The 21,657-nt window shown below is 74.5% G+C and carries 23 protein-coding genes; 18 read left to right on the forward strand and 5 right to left on the reverse strand.

The genetic code is table 11. The features are described 5' to 3' along the window. The first annotated feature begins 8 nt into the window (after positions 1 to 8). From ACIA8R_RS13175 to ACIA8R_RS13225, 11 genes are all read left to right on the forward strand, one after another. Positions 9 to 536 carry an EF-hand domain-containing protein gene (locus tag ACIA8R_RS13175; RefSeq protein ID WP_357696130.1) on the forward strand — a complete coding sequence of 176 codons (528 nt, stop codon included), beginning with the start codon at positions 9 to 11 and terminating at the stop codon, positions 534 to 536. 168 nt (positions 537 to 704) lie between these two features. Continuing rightward, on the forward strand, positions 705 to 1,907 hold the full coding sequence (locus tag ACIA8R_RS13180) for a DegT/DnrJ/EryC1/StrS family aminotransferase (RefSeq protein ID WP_397038372.1): 1,203 nt from the start codon (positions 705 to 707) through the stop codon (positions 1,905 to 1,907). Beyond that, a complete protein-coding gene (locus tag ACIA8R_RS13185) occupies positions 1,904 to 3,043 on the forward strand; it encodes a DegT/DnrJ/EryC1/StrS family aminotransferase (RefSeq protein ID WP_397038374.1) in 1,140 nt (379 codons plus the stop codon). Before ACIA8R_RS13180 ends, ACIA8R_RS13185 begins: the two co-directional genes overlap by 4 nt. Continuing rightward, a complete protein-coding gene (locus ACIA8R_RS13190; protein ID WP_397038376.1) occupies positions 3,040 to 3,966 on the forward strand; it encodes a UbiA family prenyltransferase in 927 nt (308 codons plus the stop codon). The genes ACIA8R_RS13185 and ACIA8R_RS13190 overlap by 4 nt, the downstream gene beginning before the upstream one ends. After that, a complete protein-coding gene (locus ACIA8R_RS13195) occupies positions 3,963 to 5,240 on the forward strand; it encodes a protoporphyrinogen/coproporphyrinogen oxidase (RefSeq protein ID WP_397038378.1) in 1,278 nt (425 codons plus the stop codon). Before ACIA8R_RS13190 ends, ACIA8R_RS13195 begins: the two co-directional genes overlap by 4 nt. Before the next feature lie 172 nt (positions 5,241 to 5,412). Next, positions 5,413 to 7,020 (forward strand): class I adenylate-forming enzyme family protein, encoded by a 1,608-nt coding sequence (locus tag ACIA8R_RS13200; RefSeq protein ID WP_364101674.1) that lies wholly within the window; start codon positions 5,413 to 5,415, stop codon positions 7,018 to 7,020. Beyond that, on the forward strand, positions 7,017 to 8,744 hold the full coding sequence (locus ACIA8R_RS13205; RefSeq protein ID WP_397038380.1) for a CoA transferase: 1,728 nt from the start codon (positions 7,017 to 7,019) through the stop codon (positions 8,742 to 8,744). Before ACIA8R_RS13200 ends, ACIA8R_RS13205 begins: the two co-directional genes overlap by 4 nt. Continuing rightward, positions 8,745 to 10,406, forward strand: a complete 1,662-nt coding sequence (locus ACIA8R_RS13210) for a class I adenylate-forming enzyme family protein (RefSeq protein ID WP_397038382.1) — start codon at positions 8,745 to 8,747, stop codon at positions 10,404 to 10,406. Further along, positions 10,403 to 11,200 carry a methyltransferase domain-containing protein gene (locus ACIA8R_RS13215; RefSeq protein WP_364101683.1) on the forward strand — a complete coding sequence of 266 codons (798 nt, stop codon included), beginning with the start codon at positions 10,403 to 10,405 and terminating at the stop codon, positions 11,198 to 11,200. The genes ACIA8R_RS13210 and ACIA8R_RS13215 overlap by 4 nt, the downstream gene beginning before the upstream one ends. After that, positions 11,200 to 11,628 carry a carboxymuconolactone decarboxylase family protein gene (locus ACIA8R_RS13220; protein ID WP_357696656.1) on the forward strand — a complete coding sequence of 143 codons (429 nt, stop codon included), beginning with the start codon at positions 11,200 to 11,202 and terminating at the stop codon, positions 11,626 to 11,628. The genes ACIA8R_RS13215 and ACIA8R_RS13220 overlap by 1 nt, the downstream gene beginning before the upstream one ends. A gap of 24 nt (positions 11,629 to 11,652) precedes the next feature. Beyond that, positions 11,653 to 12,822, forward strand: a complete 1,170-nt coding sequence (locus ACIA8R_RS13225) for a WD40 repeat domain-containing protein (protein ID WP_397038384.1) — start codon at positions 11,653 to 11,655, stop codon at positions 12,820 to 12,822. A gap of 4 nt (positions 12,823 to 12,826) precedes the next feature. On the opposite strand, the gene ACIA8R_RS13230 is transcribed toward ACIA8R_RS13225, so the two are convergent. Further along, entirely contained in the window at positions 12,827 to 13,486 is a 660-nt protein-coding gene (locus ACIA8R_RS13230; RefSeq protein WP_364101688.1) for an SDR family NAD(P)-dependent oxidoreductase, read from the reverse strand. Positions 13,487 to 13,558: 72 nt separating this feature from the next. On the opposite strand from ACIA8R_RS13230, the gene ACIA8R_RS13235 reads away from it, so the two are divergent. Further along, positions 13,559 to 13,942 carry a MerR family transcriptional regulator gene (locus ACIA8R_RS13235; protein ID WP_364101691.1) on the forward strand — a complete coding sequence of 128 codons (384 nt, stop codon included), beginning with the start codon at positions 13,559 to 13,561 and terminating at the stop codon, positions 13,940 to 13,942. Between the two features lie 13 nt (positions 13,943 to 13,955). Continuing rightward, positions 13,956 to 14,402: a pyridoxamine 5'-phosphate oxidase family protein gene (locus ACIA8R_RS13240; RefSeq protein WP_357696107.1), complete on the forward strand. Its 447-nt coding sequence runs from the start codon at positions 13,956 to 13,958 to the stop codon at positions 14,400 to 14,402. 12 nt (positions 14,403 to 14,414) lie between these two features. Here the strand turns inward: ACIA8R_RS13240 and ACIA8R_RS13245 are convergent, their stop codons facing one another. Beyond that, positions 14,415 to 15,056, reverse strand: a complete 642-nt coding sequence (locus ACIA8R_RS13245; RefSeq protein ID WP_397038387.1) for a maleylpyruvate isomerase N-terminal domain-containing protein — start codon at positions 15,054 to 15,056, stop codon at positions 14,415 to 14,417. Between the two features lie 96 nt (positions 15,057 to 15,152). Between ACIA8R_RS13245 and ACIA8R_RS13250 the strand changes: the two genes are divergently transcribed. Beyond that, positions 15,153 to 15,701 carry a TetR/AcrR family transcriptional regulator gene (locus tag ACIA8R_RS13250; RefSeq protein WP_397038389.1) on the forward strand — a complete coding sequence of 183 codons (549 nt, stop codon included), beginning with the start codon at positions 15,153 to 15,155 and terminating at the stop codon, positions 15,699 to 15,701. Beyond that, positions 15,685 to 16,104, forward strand: coding sequence for a DUF5360 family protein (locus ACIA8R_RS13255; RefSeq protein WP_357696101.1), 420 nt, complete (start codon positions 15,685 to 15,687; stop codon positions 16,102 to 16,104). The genes ACIA8R_RS13250 and ACIA8R_RS13255 overlap by 17 nt, the downstream gene beginning before the upstream one ends. On the opposite strand, the gene ACIA8R_RS13260 is transcribed toward ACIA8R_RS13255, so the two are convergent. After that, a complete protein-coding gene (locus tag ACIA8R_RS13260; protein WP_397038391.1) occupies positions 16,055 to 16,537 on the reverse strand; it encodes a VOC family protein in 483 nt (160 codons plus the stop codon). The two genes, ACIA8R_RS13255 and ACIA8R_RS13260, sit on opposite strands and share 50 nt — an antisense overlap. A gap of 87 nt (positions 16,538 to 16,624) precedes the next feature. On the opposite strand from ACIA8R_RS13260, the gene ACIA8R_RS13265 reads away from it, so the two are divergent. Continuing rightward, complete coding sequence (locus ACIA8R_RS13265; RefSeq protein WP_357696097.1) at positions 16,625 to 17,632, forward strand: YafY family protein; 1,008 nt, start codon at positions 16,625 to 16,627, stop codon at positions 17,630 to 17,632. Here the strand turns inward: ACIA8R_RS13265 and ACIA8R_RS13270 are convergent. After that, positions 17,541 to 18,326, reverse strand: a complete 786-nt coding sequence (locus ACIA8R_RS13270) for an alpha/beta fold hydrolase (protein ID WP_364101706.1) — start codon at positions 18,324 to 18,326, stop codon at positions 17,541 to 17,543. The genes ACIA8R_RS13265 and ACIA8R_RS13270 overlap by 92 nt on opposite strands. A 70-nt stretch (positions 18,327 to 18,396) precedes the next feature. Between ACIA8R_RS13270 and ACIA8R_RS13275 the strand changes: the two genes are divergently transcribed. Continuing rightward, positions 18,397 to 19,092, forward strand: coding sequence for a TetR/AcrR family transcriptional regulator (locus ACIA8R_RS13275; protein WP_397038393.1), 696 nt, complete (start codon positions 18,397 to 18,399; stop codon positions 19,090 to 19,092). After that, a complete protein-coding gene (locus ACIA8R_RS13280; RefSeq protein ID WP_397038395.1) occupies positions 19,089 to 20,501 on the forward strand; it encodes an MDR family MFS transporter in 1,413 nt (470 codons plus the stop codon). The genes ACIA8R_RS13275 and ACIA8R_RS13280 overlap by 4 nt, the downstream gene beginning before the upstream one ends. 214 nt (positions 20,502 to 20,715) lie before the next feature. Here ACIA8R_RS13280 and ACIA8R_RS13285 read toward each other — a convergent pair whose 3' ends face one another. Then, positions 20,716 to 21,657, reverse strand: coding sequence for a DUF5996 family protein (locus tag ACIA8R_RS13285; protein ID WP_397038397.1), 942 nt, complete (start codon positions 21,655 to 21,657; stop codon positions 20,716 to 20,718).

The raw sequence follows: 21,657 nt of genomic DNA on the forward strand, positions 1-21,657 counted from the left end.
GACAGACAATGGCTGCGGGCACCAAGACGACCAGCCGGCTGGAAGAGCGCTTCCGCCTCTGGGACAACGACGGCTCCGGCGCGATCGAGCGCTCCGACTTCGAGAACGAGGCCGACGGCATCATCGAGGGCCTGGGCGTGCAGGGGACGCCACAGGCGCAGCAGCTGAAGCAGGCGTACCTGGCCATGTTCGACCACCTCGCCGGGGCGGTGGGCGCGTCCAGGCTCAACCAGGAGCAGTTCGTCCGGGCTGCCGAACAGGAGATCATCAGCCGCGGCGACGCCGGCTTCGCCCAGGTCGTGCGCCCGACCATCCAGGCGATCGTCAACGTCCTCGACCGCGACGACGACGGGGAGGTCGACTCCTCCGAGATGGCCAAGTGGTTCTCGGCCATCGGCCTCGACGGCCACGTCGCCGACGAGGCGTTCCGGCAGATGGACACCGACGGCACCGGCAGACTGTCCGTCTCCGAGCTGGTCGACGCCGTCCGCGACTACCACCTCGGCAAGAACGACATCCCTCTGCTCGGCAGGTGACCTAGGCCGGAGCAGGCCGAAGGGTCGCCCAGAGCCGCTGTCTCCGGGGCGGCTCTGCCGAGAGGGCCGTCCGGGGGCCGTGTGTCCCCGGGCGGCTCCGCCCGAAGGGGGCCGTCCGGGGCCGCATCCCCGGGCGGCCCCGCCCACCACCGCACCAGGACGGGAACCTTGGAGACAACACTCTCTCCGCCCGGGGGATCGCCGCCCCGCGCCGCCGCTCCCATCCCCTTCTTCTCCCAGGCGGCGACGTTCGACCGGCTGTGGAAGGAGATCCGCACCGGCTGCGTCGACGTGCTGGACCGCGGCAAGTTCTCCCACGGCGCGAAGGTCGCCGAGCTCGAACGACGGCTCGCCCTGTGGACCGGCGCCACGCACGTCGTCGGCGTCAACTCCGGCACCGACGCGCTGGTGCTGCTGCTGCGCGCGGCCGGTCTGCGTCCCGGTGACGAGGTCGTGGTGCCCGCCTACAGCTTCATCGCCACCGCCAGTTCCGTCGTGCTGGCCGGCGGCGTGCCGGTCTTCGCCGACATCGAGGAGCGCGGCCACGGCGTCGACCCGGCCTCCGTCGACGCCGTGGCCGGGCCGCGCACCCGCATGGTCATGCCGGCGCATCTGTTCGACCGCCTGGCCGACCTGCGGGGCGTGTGCGAGGTGGCCCGGCGGCGCGGCCTGACCGTGCTGGAGGACAGCGCCGAGGCCATCGGCATGCGCCTCGACGGCACGCACGCCGGGCTCGTCGGGGCGGGCGGCGTCCTGTCGTTCTTCCCCTCCAAGACCCTCGGGGCCATCGGCGACGCCGGAGCGCTGCTCACCGACGACGACGACATCGCCGACACCGCGCGGGCGCTGCGCCACCACGGCCGCGGCGGCCGCACCCTCGACCACTTCCCGGGCATCGCCAACCCCACCGTCCTGCCCGGCTGCAACAGCAAGATGGACGACCTCCAGGCCGCCGTCCTGCTGGCCAAGCTCGCCAGGCTCGACGCCGACATCGCCCGCAGGTCCGAGCTGGCCACCCGCTACGACGTCCGGCTGCGCGACCTGCCCGGCGTGCTGGCCGTGCCGGGCGCGGTGCCGCCGCACCCGGGCGGCAACCGGGTCTGCTACGTCTACCTCGTCGAGGTTGAGTCCCGCGACGCCCTGGCGGCGCACCTGGCCGCCGCGGGCATCGGCACCGAGATCTACTACCCGCTCCCACTGCACCTGCAGCCCTGCTTCTCCCACCTCGGCCACGTCCGGGGCGACTTCCCGAGGGCGGAGGCGGCCTGCGAGCGCGCGCTCGCCCTGCCGCTCTACCCCGATCTGTCCGACGCCGAGGCCGACCGGGTGTGCGACGAGATCGCGGGCTTCTACCGAGGACGGCGCGCATGAGCCGGGTGCCCTTCTTCGCCGCCGACCTCTTCGAGGACGACCGCGCGACCCTGCTCAGGACGGTCTACGCCGTCGGCACCGGCGACGCCCAGAAGTTCATCCTGGGCGAGCACACCGCCCGCCTGGAACGCGAGCTGCGCGGCCGGCTCGGCGCGGCCGACGTCGTGGCCTGCTCCAGCGGCACCTCCGCGCTCACCCTGCTGCTCGCCGCCATGGACGTGGGCCCCGGCGACGAGGTCGTGGTGCCCGCCTTCGGCTGCGCCCCGCTGGCCGCCACCGTCGTCGGCGCCGGAGCGCGGCCGGTCTTCGCCGACATCGACCCCGTGACGCTGACCGCCGACCCCGCCGCGGCTGAGTCGCTGGTCACCGTGCGCACCAAGGCGGTGATGCCCGCCCACATGTTCTCCGTGATGGCCGACATGCCGCGCTTCCGCGACCTGGCCGACCGGCACGGCCTGCGGCTGGTCGAGGACTCCGCGCTGGCCCAGGGCGGCACGCTGGGCGGGCGGCCGGCCGGGCGGTGGGGGGACGCGGGCGTCTACTCGTTCGTGCAGGTCAAGACGTTCGGCATGCCGGGGGAGGGCGGCGTGGTGATCACCGACGACCCGGCGCTGGCGGCGCACGTACGGGTGCTGCGCAACCACGGGCAGGACGCCGCGCGGCGCTTCCACCACCACCGCGTCGGCTACAACAGCCGCTTCGACGAGGTGATGGCGGCCTTCCAGCTCCACCGGCTCACCGGCCTGGACGACCGCCTGTCGCGCCGGGCCGAGATCGCCTCCTATTACTCCCGCCGTTTCGCGCCCCTGGTGGAACGCGGGATCGTGGCACCGCCCGTCGGAGGGGACGGGCGGTTCCACTACGTCTACACCGTGCTCACCGAGCGCCGGGACGCGCTGGCGGCCCACCTGGCCGCCCGCGACATCGCGACCCACGTCTACTACCCGCGCCCGCTGCCCGCCCAGCCGGCCTTCGCCCGGTTCGCGCCGCCCGGCGCGTCCTGGCCGGTGGCCGAGTCGGCCGCCCGGCGCAACCTGTCGCTGCCGCTGCACCCGCGGCTCGCCGACGCCGAGGTCGAACGGATCGCCGACGCGGTCTGCGCCTTCGCCCACGGCTCCCCGCAGGAGAACCCATGACCGACCAGGTGGTCACCCGCGGCCTCGGGCCCTACGCGCGGCTGGCCAAGCTCGACATCTACGACTACTACCTGGGCCTGCCGCTGGTGTGGTCGCTGCTGCCGGCGGCCGGGCGGTGGCAGCCGTACCCGGTCGGCCTGCTGCTGGCCGTGCTCATCGCCGAGGCGGTCGTGGTGGCCGCGATGGTCGGGTTCGACGACATCACCGGCCACCGCGACGGCAGCGACGCGGCCAACTACTCCTCCGACGCGGCCCGGCGCAGGCTGGCCCGCAAACCGCTGGTCGCCGGCACGCTCACCGAGCCGCAGGCGCTGCGGTTCGCCTGGACGGCCACCGCGATCAGCGTCGTGCTCTGGGCCGCGGTGGTGGCCGCCGCCCCGTACCGGCCCGCGTGGGTGGTCGTGACGGCGGCGGCGTGCGTGGTCGCGGCCGTGCAGTACTCGTGGGGGCTCAAGCTCAGCTACCGGGGGTTCCAGGAGCTGTTCCTCGTCGGGCTCGGCGTGGGGTGGGTGCTGGTGCCGTACGGGCTGCTGACGGGGCAGGCCGGCGGGTTCGTGGCGGTGCAGGCGGTGCTGTTCGGCCTCGGGCCGATGATCTTCGGTCTGTACTCCAACACCAACGACGCCCGGGGGGACCGGGAGGCCGGGCGGTTCACCGTCGCGGCCCGGACGTCCCCGCGGGTCAACGCGGCCTTCGTCACCGCGGTGACCGCGGCCGAGAGCCTGGTGGTCGGATGGGCGGTGGCCGCCGGGGTCGCGCCCGGGTGGTTCCTGGGCGTGCTCGTGCCGCTGGTCTCCCTTCGCGTGGCGCAGCTCGTGATCGGGTTCGTCCGCGGGGACGTCCTGCGGGCCCGGCGCGTGGCGATCCGCACCCACCGGGTCACCGTCGGCGTGCTGATCCTGGCCAACCTGGTCCTGGCATGAACGTGGACGTCGCGGTGGTGGGGGCCGGGCCGGCGGGCCTCGCGACCGCGTACGCGCTGGACCGGGCCGGGTTCGCGGTCCGCGTCCTGGAGGCGGCCGAGGAGGTGGGCGGGCGGATGCGCACCCTGCGGGCGCGCGGCTGCCTGATCGACACCGGCGCCGAGATGTTGCCGTCGGCCGACGGCTATCCGGCCACCTGGCGGCTGATCAAGGCGGTCGGTCTCGACGCGGCGGCCGTGCCGAGGGTGCGCGACGCCGTCGGCGTGTGGCGGGACGGGCGGGTCCACCCGCACGTGGGCCGCCCGCTCGGGCTGCTCACCGGCGCGGGCCTGCCGCCGCGCGCCCGGCTCGACCTGGCGCGCCTCCTGCTCCGCCTGGCCCGCCACCGCCCCGACCCCGCCGCCACCGTCGCCGACCTGATCCGGAAATACCATCCCGACCTGCGCGGATTCCTCATCGAGCCGCTGGTCGCCGGGTTCTTCGGCTGGGACGCCGGGCGCTCGTCCGCCGCCGTGTTCGCCGAGCACCTGACGACCGCCGGGAGCACGAACACCTGGCACACCTACCGCGACGGCATGGACACCCTGGCCCGGGTCCTCGCCGCCGGGCTCGACGTGGTCACCGGGCACGAGGTGACGGGCGTGGTCACGTGCCCGGGTGGGGTGCGGCTGGACTCGCCGCGGGGGAGCGTGACCGCGCGGGCGGCGGTCCTGGCCGTTCCCGCGCCGGTGGCGGCCCGCCTGCACCCCGGCGCCCCGCCGGAGGAGCGCGCGTACCTGGAGGCGTGCACGTACGCGCCCATGCTCCGGCTCAGTCTCGTGCTCTCCCGGCCGGCGGCGCCGGGCTGGCGCGGGTTCGCCACGCTGGTGCCCGCGGTCGAGGACCCCGTGCTCAACGTGATCACCGTGGACCATCACAAGCACCCCGGCCGCGCTCCCGCCGGCACCGGGTTGATCTCGCTCATCACCTCGCCGCGGGGCACCGCCGCGCTGATGGGCGAGAGCGACGAGAAGATCGCCGACCAGCTCGTCGGGCGCGCCGAACGGTTCGTCCCCGGCCTGGCCTGCCGGGTGGCCCGCTTCCACGTGCACCGGTTCCCGTACGGGCTGCCGGAGGCGACGCCGCGCGCGCTGGCGTTGCGGACGGCGTTCGAGGGGCGTCCGGGATCGGCGGTCGACTACGCGGGCGACTGGGTCTCCCTGTGGCCGTGCAGCGAGGGCGCGGTCGCCGCGGCGGAACGGGCCGCCGCTCGGGTGCTCGCCCGCCTGTCATAGACACCGCCCGCCACAGACACCGCCCGCCACAGACACCGCCCGCCACAGACACCGCCCGCCACAGACACCGCTCGTCACGGACAACCGCTCGCCACAGACAACCGCCCGCCACAGACACCGCCCGTCATCGGCGCCCGCCCGTCAAGACGCCGCCTGTCATGGACGTACGCGCATGGAGAGAATGCAGATGGCCTTCTTCACCCGGCCCATCGAGTTGGGCACCCTTTTCGACGACCTCGCCGAGCGCGGGCGCAGGACCGGCGTGCATCTGAGCCGCCCCCTGGACATCGCCCCCCATCTCGGCACCGATCTCGAAATCTCGGACCTGGCGGAGCTGGTCCGGGAGGCCGCCGGCTGGCTGGCCGCCGCCGGCGCGCGCCGCGGCAACCGGGTCGCCATCGTCAAGCGCAACCACTGGGACTACGTGCTGCTGTCCTGCGCCGCCGCGCGCATCGGGGCGGTGCCCGCCACCCTGTCCGCGCACCTGGCGCCCGACGTGCTGGAGATCCTGCTGAAACGGCTGGAGCCCGCGCTCCTCGTCACCGACTCCGCCCTCGCCGCCCTGCCCGGCGTGGCCTGGCAGGCGCCCCGCGTCCTGGTCGTCGACGGCCCGGCGGAGGGGCTGCTGTCCCTGGACGACGTCCGCGGCTGGGCCGTGCCGCCGGTGCACCGGCCCGCGCTGGACGACCCGCTGGCCGTCATGCACACCTCGGGAACGACCGGCGTGCCCAAGCTCGTCGTGCACTCCACCCGTACGCTGCTGCGCCGCCTGGCCGGGTTCGAGGCCCACCGGTGGCCGGTGCTGGGCAGCCGACCCGACGACGTCGTGGCCGGCGCCATGTCCTTCGCCCACGGGCGGGCGCTGGCCTGGACCGCGAGCGTGTTGTGGCTGGGCCCCGCCAAGCTGCTGGCCGTCTCCGCCCCCGGCTGGGACGAGGCCGGCCCGTTCCTGGCCCGCCACCGGCCCACGACGCTGGAGGCGCTGCCGGCCACGTACGTGCGATGGCAGCGGCGGACGCTCGGCGACGGCGGCCCGTTCGCGCGGGTACGCCTGTTCGTCAGCACGTTCGACGCCATGCACCCGCCGACCGTACGAGCCTTCCTGGACGCCACCCGGCACCGGCGGCCGGTGTGGATGCAGGGCTGGGGGCAGAGCGAGACCGGGCCGCTGACCTTCCGCCTGCTCACCCGCAGGTCCCTGGCCGACGGCGACACCCGGCACCCGACCACGCGCGACCTCGGACGCCCGGTGCCCACGCGCACCCGGCTGCGGGTGGTGGACCGCGAGACGCTGCGTCCGGTGCCGCGCGGCGCGAGCGGCCTGGTGGTCTGCCGGACCAAGGCCCTGTGCCTGGGGTACGTCGGGGAGCAGGAACGCTGGCTGGGCAAGCGGCTCGGACAGTGGTGGCACACCGGCGACCTGGGGGCGATCGGCCGTACCGGGCGGGTGCGGTTCGTGGACCGGGAGACCGACACGATCCCGGGCGTGAGCTGCGTCGAGCTGGAGGACGTGATCGACGACCGGCTGCCCGGCGTGCTGGAGTGCGTGATCCTGGGCGTTCCCGGGCGGCCTTCCGTGCCGGTCGTGGTCACCGAGGACGGCACGCTCGACCGCGACGCGTGGCGGCGGGCCGTCGCCGACCTGCCCGAGCTGGCCGACCCCGTGGTGATCACCTGGGATCAGGTCCCCCGCACCGGTACGGGCAAGGTCCGCAGGACGGCGCTGCGCGAACTGCTGGGCGAGACCCCGGACACGTACGGCACAGGGCGTTGGACGTGACGCCGGGGCCGCGGGCCGCCGGCGAGCGGGACGTGGCCGCCTGGCCGCTGGCGGGGGTGGTCGTGCGGGCACGGGGCGAGTCGGTCGCGCTGCGGGTGGCCGTCCAGCGGTTGTACGCGCTGGGCTGCGAGGTCCGGTTCGACGACGCGCCGCCGCCGGCCGGGGCCCCCGCCGGGTGGCTGGGGGTCGCGTCCGCTCCGTTCGGCATGCCGGGGGAGGCGCTGCCGGAGTGCGGGATCGGCTGGTCGGGGCCGGTGGGCGTGCCGATGGCGGGCGAGCGCGACGTGCAGGCGGCCTGCGGGATCGCCCACGTGCACGGGCGGGCCACCGGCGGGCCACGGGCGCTGCGGCTGGACTACGCGTCGGTGTGCGCGGGGGTGCTCACCGCCCAGGCGCTCACGGCGGTCCTGCTCGCGCTGCTGCGCGGCGGGCCCGCCCTGGCGGCGCGCACGTCCGTCGCGCAGGCGGCGCTGCTCGCGCTCACCCAGTACATCGCCGTCGCCACCTGCGAGCGATCCGACCCGCCCGTCCTCGGTACGCCGGGGCGCACGGCGTGCTCGGGGGAGGGGCGGGTGCCGCCGTTCCGGTCGGCGGACGGGGTGCCGTTCGAGATCGAGACGTTCGACGCGGAGCGCTGGCGGCTGTTCTGGGCCGCGCTGGACGCCGAGCCGAAGGCCGTGGCGGCGGGCTGGCCGCCGTTCCAGCAGCGGTTCGCGACGGCGACCTGCACGTTGCCGCCGGCGCTGGGCGAGACCGCCGCCGCCGCCCGGTACCGGGACGTCGTGGCGGCCGCGGCGGAGGCCGGGGTCAGCGTGCTCCCCGTCCGGGACGCGGACGCGCCGCTGGCGCCCTCGCCCGCCTCCCCGTGGCGGCTGCGCGAGCTGACCGGCGTCGCAGGGGAACCGTCCGGGTTGCCGCCGCTCGCGCGGGACGCCCGGGGCCCGCTGGCCGGGCTGCTCGTCGTGGAGTCCACCAACCGGGTGCAGGGGCCGCTCGCCGGGCACGTGCTCGGGCTGCTCGGCGCGGACGTCGTACGGCTGGAGCCGCCCGGCGGGGACCCGCTGCGCGGCGTGCCGCCGATGGCGGGGCCGACCTCGGCCCGGTTCCTCGCGCTCAACCGGGGCAAACGTGCCCTCGAAGCCGACCTCAAGTCCGGCGCGGGCCGCCGGGCCGCCGTACGCCTGATCGCCTGCGCGCACGTGTTCCTGCACAACTGGCCCCCCGGACGGGCCGGCGCGTACGGGCTGGACCACGAGGACCTCGCGCCCGTCCGGCCGTCCCTGGTGTACGCGCAGGCCGGGGGTTGGGCCGAGGCGCTGCCTCCGCCGCAGCCCATGGGCACCGACTACCTGGTGCAGGCGTACAGCGGGGTGGCGGCGCTGCTGGCCGGACCAGGCGAGCGGCCCGCGCCGTCCCTGATGACGCTCACCGACGTGCTGGGCGCGCTCATCAGCGCCGAGGCCGTCGTCGCCGCCCTGGTGGCCCGTGCCCGCAGCGGCGCCGGGGTGCGCGCGGCCACGGCGCTCATCGACGCGGCCCGCCTCCTGCGCGCCACCCCGCCGGGGAGGGCTCCGGCCGGTCCGCGGGTCACCCCCGTGACGGATCTGGCCGCCATGGCCGACGACCCCGCCTTCGACGGCGTGCTCGACCGCACCCCCCAAGCCGCCTACAGCCGTGCCCCCTGGACTTTCGTGCCAGCCCACCGACACGAGGAGGCCCTCTGAATGCGTACCGACCCCCTGCCCTGGACGTCCGCCAACGGGATCGTCCTGGCCGACCGCGTACCCAGGAGCGTGCGCGCGGAATGGACCGCCCGCGGCCTGTGCCCCGACCTGGACCTGTACAGCCTGTTCAGCCGGCACGTACGGCGGACGCCGGAGCGTGAGGCGGTCGCCGACGAGACCGGCTCGCTCGACTTCGCCGCCCTGGACGCCCGCGTGCGCCGGGCCGCCGCCGCCCTGACCGCCGCCGGGCGTGGGCCGGCCGACATCGTCGCCGTCCTGCTGCCCAACGGGCGCGACGCGGTGGTGGCCGAACTGGCGGTGGCCGCCGTCGGCGCGGTGGCCCTGCCGATCCCGCACACGCGGGGGCAGCGCGACATCACGAGCCTGCTGAACCGCTCCCGGGCGGCCGCGCTGATCACCGTGCCCGAGCTGGCCCTGGGGCTGCGGGCCGGGCTGCCGTACCTGGAGCAGACGTGGACGTTCGGCGCGCCCACGCCGGGCACCCGCTCGCTCGACCAGGTGGACGAGCAGGACGTGCGCGCGTGGCGGCCCGCGTGCCCGCCCGCCGAGTGGCCCGCCCGCATCCTGCTCTCCTCCGGCACCGAGTCCGAGCCGAAGATGGTCGCCTACTCCCACAACGCCATGGCCGGCGGCCGGGGCGCCTACCTGCGGGCCGTGCTGGGCGAGGACGGGCCCACCCGCAACCTGCTGCTGGTCTCCCTGGCCTCCTCGTACGGCTCCTGCGGCACCTCCGTCCTGCTGGCCCGCCACGGCGGCACCCTCGTCCTGCGCGCCCGCTTCGACGCCGCCGACGCGTTGCGCGCCGTCGAGCGGCACCGCCCCACCCACCTGTACGGCGTCCCGACGATGTTGAGCCGCATGGCCGACTCGGCCGCCGAGGCCGACCTGTCGTCGCTGCGCCGCGTCGTCACCAGCGCCCAGCCCCTGCACGGCGAGGCCAGGCAGGCGTGCGCCCGCCGCTTCGGCGTGCCGCTGGTCAACGTGTACGGCTCCACCGACGGCGTCAACTGCCACACCGGCCGCACCCCGGACCGGTGGGCCCCCGGCCTGGCCGGAACCCCGGACCCGGCCGTGGCCGAGATCACGATCCGGGACGCCGAAGGGCATCCGGCGCCGCCGGGCGAGGCGGGCGAGATCTGGGCGCTGGGCCCGATGACCCCCCTGTGCTACGTCGCCGCCCCCGACCTGGACGACCGCTACCGCGCCCCCGGCGGCTGGGTGCGCACCGGCGACCTGGGCCGTCTCGACCCCGACGGCACGCTCTGGGTGCTCGACCGGATCAAGCGCGTTGTGATGCGCGGCGGCCTCAGCATCTCCCCGGCCGAGGTCGAACGCGAGCTCAGCGCCCATCCCGACGTCGCCGACGCCTTCTGCGTCCCGGTGCCGGACGACGACCTGGGGGAGCGCATGTGCGCCTGCGTGTCGCCCCGGCCGGGCGCGAGACCGCCGTCCCCGGCCGAGCTGATCGTCTACCTGCGCGAGGAACGCGGGCTGGACCGGCGCAAGCTCCCCGAACGCTTCCTCTGGCTGCCCGAACTGCCGCTCGGCCCGACCGGCAAGGTGTGCGCCGCCACCCTCGCCCGCCTGGCCGCGCAGTCGGCGGTGCCCGTCCCCCGCAGCCCGATGAGGAGCAGCCGATGAGCCGGACGGCCTACATGTTCGGCGACCGCCGCGACCACGTCGCCGAGCAGCACCGGTGCCTGGAGCAGGCTTATGACCCGATGACCCTGGAACGCCTGGCCGAAGCGGGCGTCGGCCCCGGCATGCGGTGCCTGGAGGTGGGCGCGGGCGGCGGCAGCGTGGCCGAGTGGCTGGCCCGTCGCGTCGGGTCCGCCGGGAGCGTGCTGGCCACCGACATCGAGCCCGCCTTCGAGCCCATCGCCCCCGGGCTGGAGGTGGTCCGGCACGACATCGTCCGCGACCCGCTGCCGGAGGGCGCGTTCGACGTGGTGCACGCGCGGCTGGTGCTGCTGCTCCTGCCCGAGCGGCTGGCCGTGCTCGACCGGCTGGTGCGCGCGCTCAGGCCGGGCGGCGTGCTGCAGCTCGACGAGTTCGACATCACGTACGGCCCGGGGCTGCTGATGCCCGGACCGGGCGCGGCCGAGCTCTACGACACGTTCATGCGGGCCAAGATCCGCGTGATGACGCGCGCCGGGGTGGACGTCGCCTGGGGACGTCACGCGGCGGACGCGATGCGGCGGGCCGGGCTGACCGGCGTCGACCCCAGGCCCCGGGTCGAGCTGTGGGACGCGCGCTCGCCGGGGGCGCGGCTGGTCGCCCACCACACCAGGCACCTGCGCGACCGGTTCGCCGAGGAGGGCCTGACCGACCGGCAGCTCGCCGACGTGCGCGCCCTGCTGGCCCATCCGGACTTCCGCGCCACGTCGTGCGTGATCTACTCCGTGCAGGGCCGCCGCCCCCTGGAGGCGTCGTGATGCGCATCGACCTGTACGGTGCCACGCCCGGCGTGCACTCCGCGATGGCCCGCTTCGACGCCGCCGCGAGCCGGGAGCTGGATCCGGCGCTCGCCGAGCTCGTCCGGGTGCGCGCCTCGCAGCTCAACGGCTGCACGGTCTGCCTCGGCATGCACACCCGCCGCGCCCTGGAGGCGGGCGAGGACGAGGAACGCCTGCGCACCCTCGCCCTCTGGCGCGACAGCACCCTGTTCACCGGGCCCGAACGCGCGGCGCTGGCGCTCACCGAGTCGATGACCAGGATCGACGAGGCGGGGGTGCCGGAGGAGGTGTTCGACGCGGCCCGCGAGCACTTCGACGAGACCCGGCTGGCCCACCTGCTGTGGACGATCGCCGCCATCAACGTCTGGAACCGGGTGGCGATCGCCGCCGGTCCGCCTGCCGGGTAGCGGCCGCTGTGGCACGATCGGAACATGCGATCCCGTACGGAGGTGGCCTTAGCGGGCCTGATCGTGCTCACGCTGACCGGCGCCTGCGCCGACCCGGCGACCCGGCGGGTGTCCCTGGTGAACGCCCCGTCCGCGCCCCCGTCGTCCAGCCTGGCGCCGGCGATGCCCCTCGTGGACACGGGTTCCCCGACGTCGCCGGGGTCGACCCCCTCGCCGTCGTCCTTCCGGCCGCCGCCGTTGGTCCCGGCGACCTCCCTGGCCGAGCCCATGGCGACGGGCAAGCGCCTGACGGCGACCGGGCCGCCGCGCTTCTTCGTCACCGCCAGGACGCCGATCTTCTCCTTCGCGGACTCGTCCAAGACGGCGCACGCCACGCCGGTGCCGCCCGCCGTGAACGACGCCGTGACGGGCGCCTTCGTGGCGGCCGTGCCGCTGCCGCCCGGGGTGCGCTCCTCCTGGCACCTCGTCGCCGCCGCCCCCGACAACCGCACGTTCGTGCTGGCCGGATGGACGGGGCAGGACACGCCCCTGCGGCTCTTCCGCATCCGTCTCGACGAGAGGGGACGGCCCGGCGAGCCGGAGCTCGTGCCCGCCCTGGAACCCGAGCCCGACCAGGTGACCGCGATGGCGCTCAGCCAGGACGCCACCAGGCTCGCCTACACCGTCACGCTCATCGGCGGCGGGACCAAGGTGGCGGTCCTCGAACTGGCCACCGGGCGGCGGCGCGACTGGGTCACCCGCGAGAACACCCACGTCATGGGCCTGGCCTGGGCCCCGGACGGGCGGCGGCTGGCCACGGCGAGGCTCCCAGGGGGCGTCAGCGTGCTCGACCTGGGGAACGAGGGCTCCGATCTGGTCGCCGCGTCGCGGCCGGTCACGCCGGACAGGGCGGTGTGGATCCCCGAGTCGGTGGCCTTCACCCCGGACGGGGACGCATTGCTCTACTCCACCGGTCACGACGTCGAGCGGGTCCCGGTGGAGGGTGGGCGGCCACAGGTGGTGGCGCGGCTGACCCTGCCGCGGGGGGCCTCGGCGGGCCTCAACTTCAGCGTCGACGGGACCGGCGGGCAACTGCTGTACACGTACGGATGGCGGGCGCACCGGGTCGACCTCGCCGACGGGTCCACCACGTCCGTGGGGATCGACGCGGGGAAGCGCTCGGGCGAGGGCGGGTCGCCGGTCGTCGCCTGGTGAGGGGTCAGGCGCCGAGGTGCTGGGCCTCGTGTTCCCACTGGGCGCGGGGCTGGGTGTGCAGGCGCCAGTAGTGCTCGGCGATGTCGTCGGGGTCGAAGTCGGTGCCCGGGGCGACCGCTCCGGCCACGGTGACGCTGGCCACGTGGACGCCGTCCGCGCCGTACTCCTGGTCGAGCAGCGTCACCAGGGTCCGCACGCCGGCCTTGCCCAGTGACAGGCTCACGTACGTCGGCTTGGGGGACGGCATGCCGCCCGTGACGATGAACGTGCCGCCGCCGCGCCGCGCCATCCCCGGCGCCACGTGGGCGGCGGCGGTGAGCGCGCCGACGACGTTGACCGCGTACGCGTCGAGCTGGGCCCGCGCCGTCAGCTCACCCGGCCGGTCGGCCTGGATGATCGCGGCGTTGTAGACCACGACGTCGGGCGGGCCCAGTTCGGCCGCCGCCTTGTCGAGCGCGGCGCGCAACGCGTCCTCGTCGGTGCTGTCGGCCACCGCCGTGGCGACCGGCACGCCGTACGTGGACAGGGCCGCCGCCGCGGCCTCCACGGTCCGCGCGCTCCGCGCGACCAGGCCGACCGGCAACCCCTCGGCGGCGAACCGGCGCGCCACCGCCTGCCCGATCCCCGGCCCCGCCCCGATGATCACTGCTCCGGACACCTTCATCTCCCATCTGCATTGGCGACAATGGGCACGATAAAGGGTCACATCCATGTGAAGGTCAATCCGGAGGTTCCCATGCGAATCGGCGATCTCGCCCGGCAGACCGGAGTGAGCCGCAGGCTGCTGCGCTACTACGAGGACCAGGGCCTGCTCAAACCGCTGCGCCTGCCGAACGGCTACCGCGAGTACGCCGAGACGGACGTCGCGGAGGTGCGCCACATCCGCGCGCTGCTCGAAGCCGGTCTGCCCACGTCGGTCATCACCCGGGTGCTGCACTGCGTCCACGACGACGGCGACCACATGGTGCCCTCGTCCTGCCCCGAGATGATGGACAACCTCAACCGCGAGCGCGCCCGCATCAGCGGCGAGATCAGCCGCCTGGCCGCCTCGCAGAAGGCGCTCGACTCGATGCTCGCCACCGCCCGCGAGCCTCTCCAGAGGAGGCGTTCGCCCAGGTGAGAGGATGGACGGCATGGATTTGGGTGCCATCCGGACGATGGATCGCGAGGAGTGCCTGGCCTTGTTGTCCTCGGTTCCCGTGGGGCGGGTGGCGTGGGCGCGGCCGGGCGGCACGATCATCGTCCTGCCGGTGAACTTCACGCTCGACGCCGACACCGTCGTGTTCAGGATCCCGCCGGGCCGCATCCTGGAGGCGATCGAGCATCACGTGCCGATGGCGTTCGAGATCGACGACATGGAGCCGGCGATGCGGGCCGGGTGGAGCGTGCTGGTGACCGGGGTCGCGGAGGTCGTCCGGGATCGGGACGAGGCCGGGCGGCTGGAACGGCTGACCGGCGCGCCCTGGCCGGAGCTGGCCGACCCGGTGCTCGTGCGGCTGCCGTTGGACCGCATGTCCGGCCGGCGCCTGCCCCTGCACCCGGGCGGGGTCGTCGTCGAGCGGCTCGACCAGGAGGCGTGAGGCCGGCGCAGGTCACACCGGTGGGACGAGCGTGAAGTAGCGGTCGAGCAGGGCCCGGTCGCCCCGCACGTCCAGCCGGTCGGCGGGCAGCCGCCGCCACAGGTGCAGCAGCAGGTCGGAGGCCGTCCCGGCCAGCTCGACGGCCCCCGCGGAGCCGCCGGTGAGCCGGACGTCGTCGCCGTCGAAGCACACCGCCCACGTCCCCGGCCCGTCCGTCTGCCGGAACAGGTAGCGCTCGCCCGTGCCGGGCGGGGCCTGTGTCCAGGACCGGCGCGCGGGGGCCATCACCTCGAAGACCTGGGTGACGGCGTCGGCGGCGAACCGCGCCCCCAGCAGCGAGGCGCCCTCGGCGAACCAGTCGAGCACGGCCGGGGGCACCGGCCCGGTGTTGGGGGCGCGGTCGGGGTGCGGCCAGTCGCCGATGTCCGCGGGCAGCCCCAGGACGGCGAGGTCGCCCGGGTCGGGCAGCCCGGGGAGGCGGTCACGGACGACCGCGTGCACGTGCCGGTGCACCGCGCCCAGATGGATGACCAGGTCGGCGACCGACCACCCGGGACACGACGGCACGAGGGGCGCGCCGCCCGACGAGGTCGCCCGCCGCGCGACCGCCTCGAACGCCCGGACCTCCCTGTTGAACTGCGCGACATGATCCATGGGCTCACTCCGATCAGCCGGGTTCGGATTCCGGAGGTGGTTATGCGCGAGATCCAACACTCGAAACTGTACCGGTCAGCCGGTATATTAACGGTCATGCCACGACCGAGTTCCAAGGAGCGGCTGCTCGACGCCGCCGCCGACGTGCTGCTGACGGAAGGGGCGGAGTCCCTGACGCTGGAGGCGGTCGCCCGGCGGGCCGGCGTCTCCAAAGGCGGCCTGTTCTACCACTTCCCGACCAAGCAGGCCCTGGTCGGCGCCATGGTCGCGCGGCTGACCGACGCCTTCGACGCGGCGCTGGCGACGGCGGGCGGCCGGCCGGGCGACTTCCTGCGGGCCTACGTACGGGCCACGATCCCCGAACGGCACACCGCGTCCGCGCCGGCCGACCGGGTCACCGCCGCGCTCCTGGCGGGCGTGCTGGTCGATCCGGCCGGGCTGGAGCCGCTGCGCGAGCGGTTCGCGGCCTGGCAGACCCGGCTGGCCGACGACGGCATCGACCCGGCCGCCGCGACCGCCGTCCGGCTGGCCGTGGACGGATGGTGGGCCGCCCGCCTGCTCGGCCTCAGCGAACCCGGCCCCGACCTGCACGAACCCACTCGCCGCTACCTGATGGAGGCCATCGACCGTGCTGCGCGCGACTAAGGCGTTGATGCTGCTGACGGATCTCTGCTTCGTGGCCTACTTCACGGTCACCGGCCTCGGCCTGATCCCGCCCGAGTGGGCCTTCGCCGACTATGCCGATCCGCTGATGGTCGACTGGAACTGGTCGTTCCTCTGGATCGACCTCCTGGCCAGTGCCACGGGCCTGACCAGCCTGTGGCTCCTGCGTCGCGGCCGGCCCGCGGGCGAGCCGTTGATGCTGGTCTCGCTGGTGCTGACGATGGCCTCGGGGCTGATGGCGATCGCGTTCTGGACGCTGCGCGGCGACTTCTCGCTCGCCTGGTGGATCCCCAACCTCTACCTGCTGCTCTTCCCGCTCCCGGCCATCGCCGCGCTCACCGCCCGGGGAAGAAGTCCGCACTCTGGACGTATTCCATCGCCTTGACGAACTCGGGGTCGGTCAGGCGGCGCTGCGCCTCCTCGGCGGAGACGTCCTCGACGTGGGTCTGGATCCACCACAGGTTGCCCCAGGGGTCGCGTACCCGGCCGACCAGGTCGCCGAAGAACAGGTGCGTCACGTCGGTGACGGACGTGCCGCCCGCCTCGACCGCCCGGCGGTGGACGGCCTCGGCGTCGGGCACGAACAGGCGGAGGAAAGCGGGGGTCGCGGGCCATTCGGGCCGGGCGTCGAACATCATCACCACGGCGTCGCCGATCCGCACCTCGGCGTGCTGGACCTCGCCGTCCGGGCCGGCCATCCGGCCCAGCTCCACGGCGTCGAAGGCGGCCTTGAGCCAGTCGATCAGCCCTGCCGTGTCACGCGAGATGATCCACGGCGTCACGCTGGTGTAGCCCTCGGGGACGGGGTTGACGGTCATGAGGTTCCTCCTCGATCGGTGCGTCGAGAAGACGGTAGGAGGTCAGTAGGTCGGTTCCTGTCCTACATCGACGGCATTCTTGGACGCATGACGTCCCTGCGGTTGCTGAACCTGCTCTCGCTGCTCCAGACCCCGCGCGAATGGCCGGGCGGCGAACTGGCCGAGCGGCTCGGGGTCAGCCGCCGTACCGTCCGGCGCGACGTCGAGCGGCTGCGCGACCTCGGCTACCCGGTGGTGGCCACCATGGGGGCCGACGGCGGCTACCGGCTGGTCGCGGGCACGGCCATGCCGCCCCTGCTGCTGGACGACGAGGAGGCCGTCGCGATCGCCGTCGGCCTGGTCACCGCCGCCCGGCATCCCGTGCAGGGCATCGAGGAGGCGTCGGTACGCGCGCTGGCCAAGCTGGAGCAGGTGCTGCCGTCCCGGCTGCGCCACCGGGTGGCCTCGCTCGGCGCCGCGACCGTTCCGCTTCCCGGCGTGGAGGGGTTCGACGTCGATCCCGGCCGGCTCACCGCGCTGGCCATGGCCGTCGCCAATCGCGAACGGGTGCGCTTCCGCTACCTGGCCGCCGACGGCGCCGAGAGCGCCCGGCTCGTGGACCCGCACCGCCTGGTGGCCGCCGGCCGGCGCTGGTACCTGCTGGCCCACGACCACGACCGGGACGACCGGCGCCTCTTCCGCGTCGATCGCATCGACGACGTACGGGCCACGGGCGCCCGGATCACCACGACCGAGCCGGAGGACCCCGCCGCGTACGTCGCCGCCAAGCTCTACTCGGGCGCCCCCACGTACGGGGCGGTCGTGACCCTGCACGCGCCCGCCGAGGACGTCGCCAGGGCCGTCCCCGGCGAGGTCACCCCGCTGGACGGGCGCACCTGCCTCCTGCGCGCCTCCGCCGACACCCTGGACTGGCTGGCCTTCCGGCTGATCACGCTCGGCTGCGAGTTCGAGGTGCACGAGCCGCCCGAGCTCGTCGCCCACCTGCGCGGACTGGCCGCCCGTCTCACCCGCGCGAGCGCGCCAGGAACTCCAGCACCAGCGGGCTCGCCACCTCGCGGAACTCCTCGAAGTAGGCGTGCCGGGCCCCCTCGATGAGCCGGAGCTCCGCCCCGGGGATGCGCCCGGCCAGCAGCGGGGCGTTGGCGGCGGGGTTGAACACGTCGTCGGTGCCGTGCACGACCAGCGTCGGAGCGGCGATGGCGGGCAGGACGGCCCAGGCGTCGTGCCCGGCGCTGGCGGCCAGATGGCGGCGGCGGGCGTGGGCGGGCATGCCGGGATCGCCCACCGTGCGGTACGGCCCGGGATGCGTGGCCAGCCAGCCCGGCGTGTACATCAGCTCCAGCAGCGCCCGCCCGGCGGCGGCCCGGTCGGGTTGCGCCAGCGATCTGCGCACGTCGTCGCCGCGTTCCAGGCCGTGGACGCCGCCGGGGGAGGTGCAGCCGAGCACGAGCGCCCCCACGCGGCCGGGATGGTCGGCGGCCAGCCACTGGGCCACCCGGCCGCCCATCGACGTGCCGTAGACGTCGGCGCGGCTGACGCCGAGGTCGTCGAGCACGGCCAGCACGTCTTCCGCGAACCCGCGCGTGGTGTACGGCTCGTCGGGCTTGTCGCTGTCGCCGGTGCCGCGGTAGTCGAAGGTGATCGTGCGGTGGGCGCGGTCGAAGTCGTCGCGGACCGGGTCCCACCAGCGGTGGTTGTTGGCCTGGCCCTGGAGCAGCACGAGCGCGGGGCCACTGCCGCGGACCTGGTAGGACAGCTTGACGCCGCCCGTCGTCATGGCGAAAGGCACGCCTTCGATGGTGCCATGGCGGCGCTGGTGCCCTTGACGGAGTGAGTACTCACTCCGTACCGTCGAAGGCATGGCGAACGAGACGAGCCGGCGGCGAGCGCCGGCGATGAGCCCCGAACGACGCCGCGAGATGATCGTGAAGGCCGCCCTCCCGCTGGTGGTCGAGTACGGCACCTCCGTGACCACCGCCCAGGTCGCCCGCGCGGCGGGCATAGGCGAGGGCACGATCTTCCGCGCCTTCGGCGACAAGGAGGCGCTGCTGGCCGCCTGCATGGCGGAGGCGCTGCGCCCCGACGACACCCTCGCCCACGTGTCCGCGATCTCCCTCGACCTGCCGCTGGCCGAACGGCTGCTGGAGGCGGCCGAGGCGCTGCGCGGCTACCTGGCCAGGATGGGCGCGGTGGCGGGCGCCCTCGCCACCACGGGCGGCCTGCGCCGCCCCGCCCCCGCCCCTGGCCCCGCCTCTAGCCACGGCGAAGGCGAGCGGCCCGGCTCTGGCCAGGGCGAAGGCGAGCGGCCCGGCGCGTCAGGCGGTGCGGAAGGGCGGCCCGCGTCCGGGCGGGAGGAGTCGATGGCGGCGTCGCGTGAGGCTCTGGCCGGGCTGTTCGAGCCCGAGCGCGACCGGCTCAGGCTGGCCCCCGAACACCTGGCCGACGCGTTCCAGTTCATGGTGATGGCGGCCGGCCGCGGCCCGTCCCCGCTCGGCTCGGCGGAGCTGGTCGACCTGTTCCTGAACGGCGCGCTCACGGGCGGCGAACGTCCTTGACCGACCTCTACGAGGACCTGGCGCCCCGCAGCCGCACCGCGGTCACCTTCGCCTTACTGGGCTGCGCCTTCCTGGGCATGCTCGACGGCACCGTCATCGGCACCGCGCTCCCGCGCATCGTCGAGCAGGTCGGCGGCACCACCTCCTGGTACGTCTGGCTGATCACCGCCTACCTGCTCACCTCCTCCGTGAGCGTCCCCGTCTACGGCCGCTTCTCCGACCTGTACGGCCGCCGCCGCCTCCTCCTCTCCGGGGTCGCGATCTTCCTGGCCGGCTCGCTGGCCTGCGGACTCGCCGGCTCGATGGAGATCCTGATCGTCAGCCGGGCCGTCCAGGGGATCGGCGCGGGCGCCCTGCTCACCCTGGGCATGGCGCTGATCCGCGACCTCCATCCGCCCCACCGGGCCGAGGGCCTGATCCGCATGCAGACCCTGCTGGCCGCCATGATGATCGTCGGCATGGTCGGCGGCCCCCTGGTCGGCGGCCTGCTCGCCGACCACGCGAGCTGGCGCTGGGCGTTCCTGGTCAACCTGCCCGTCGGCGCGGTCGCGGCCACGCTGATCGCGCTGCTCCTGCCCGGCCGGCGTCCGCCGCGCACCTCCGGCAGGCTCGACGCGGCCGGGATCGCCCTGCTCACCGCGGGCCTGTCGCTGGTGCTGATCGGCCTGAGCCTCAAGGGCAACACCGGCCGGGGCTGGACCGACCCGGCGGTGCTCGGCTCGCTGCTCGGCGGGCTGGCGCTGCTGGTCGCGCTCGTCCCCGTCGAGCGGCGGGCCGACACGCCGGTGCTGCCGCCACGGCTGATGCGCCGCCGCACGTACGCGGCGCTGCTCGCCGGAGGGTTCTTCTTCCAGGTGGCGGGGCTGCCCGCGGGCGTCCTGCTGCCGCTCCATCTTCAGCACGTACGCGGCTTGTCGGCCATGGTCTCCGGCCTGCTGCTGCTCCCGATGCTGGTCGGCATGATCGTCGGGAACCGGCTGACGGCGGTCCTCGTGCTGCGTTCCGGGCAGACGAGGCCGGTGCTGCTGACCGGGGCCGCGCTGGTGACGGCCGGCACGCTCGCCTTCGCCCTGCTGGGTCCTGGCACCTCGCCGTTCCTGGTCGGGTTCTGGCTGCTGCTCGTGGGGCTCGGTACGGGCCCGGCGATGGGCGGGCTCACCATCGCCACCCAGAGCAGCGTCCCTCAGGCCGACATGGGCACGGCGACGGCGGGTTCGGCGCTGTCCAAGCAGCTCGGCGGCTCCTTCGGGCTGGCCTGCGCCCAGTCGTTCGTCGGCGGGCACGTCACCGCGGCGGCCGTGGGCTCCACCGTCGCCTGGACCGGGGGCGTCGCGGGCCTGCTGGCGGTCGCCGCCCTGCTGCTGGTCCGCGAGACCGGGCTCCCGGCGAGGCAGCCCGCCAGAGTTTGAGAGGAAATCGGGGAAACGCGGGGAATGTTCCGGCAGGGACCCCCGTTACATAAACCGTGGCCGGTGTGTCCAGTGTCCCCGGGCCTCACCTATTGCCTTCGCGGACTACCGTTCGGCTGGAGCCGCGTTGTGCCTTTCGCCGAGAGGCGACCTGCACACCGGTACACGCACACGTGGAAGCCCGCCCTCCCCGGAGGGCGGGCTTTCGCGTCTCCTACGCCGGACGGTTCTTGACGTAGTACGGATCGGTGACGCCGCCAGGGCAGGCCACCTCCTCGGTGTCCAGGTGGGTCAGCTTGGCCCCGGCCTGGTAGGCGCTCTGCAGGAACTCCAGCACGCTCGCCACCGGGTCGCCCATGGCCCGCACGTCGTCGTAGCGCAGCACGGCCAGATGGCTGCCGCGCGCGGGCAGCCACTCGGCCTGGCCGGGTTGCAGCGGCTCCCGTTCCAGGCCCTTGGGCTCGGGCGCGGTGTAGGAGTAGAACGCCGGCCAGGGCCGTTCCTTGTCGCCGAACCAGAACCCCGCGCTGATCACCTCCCGGCTGTACGCCTCGCGCGTGACGGGGTCGGCTTCCTCCGACACTTCGGCCGGGCGGCCGGTGAAGAGGGTGACCGCGATGTCGAACGTGTGCCAGAAGTGATGCACCGGGCTGACCTTGCCGCCGAAGTCCGCGGCGAACCGGTCGAGCAGTTGGGCCACCTGCGACAGGATCCGCCAGTAGCGGTTGATCAGGATCGGGTCGTAGTGCGCGTGCCGGGTGTCCTCGGCGAACGGCGTCTCGTCCTCCAGGTCGTAGGGCACCGCCCAGATCTCCGGCCGGATGCCCAGGTCGGCCAGCGTCTGGAAGAGCCGGGACTGGAAGGTGGCCACCGACAGCCCGATCAGGCTGAACTCGGCGCTGCGGCCGTCGAGGACGTCGATCAGCAGGCGGTGGCGGACGAGGTCGAAGTCCACGCAGAACAGCGGCTGCTCGCCGAGCCCGCCCATGGGACGCGTCGTCAGGCCACGCCCGGTCAGATGGAACGGCACCTGCCACCAGTGGTTGCGCCGGTTACTCACCGTCAGACGGATTTTCCCGACGATCTGCGCGAAGCGGTGGAAGGTCTCCTTGGTGTCGGCCCACTCTTCGAGTGGCATGGCCGGAAAGAGCTCCAT

This window comes from Nonomuraea sp. NPDC051191, assembly GCF_044455665.1.
Taxonomy (GTDB): domain Bacteria; phylum Actinomycetota; class Actinomycetes; order Streptosporangiales; family Streptosporangiaceae; genus Nonomuraea.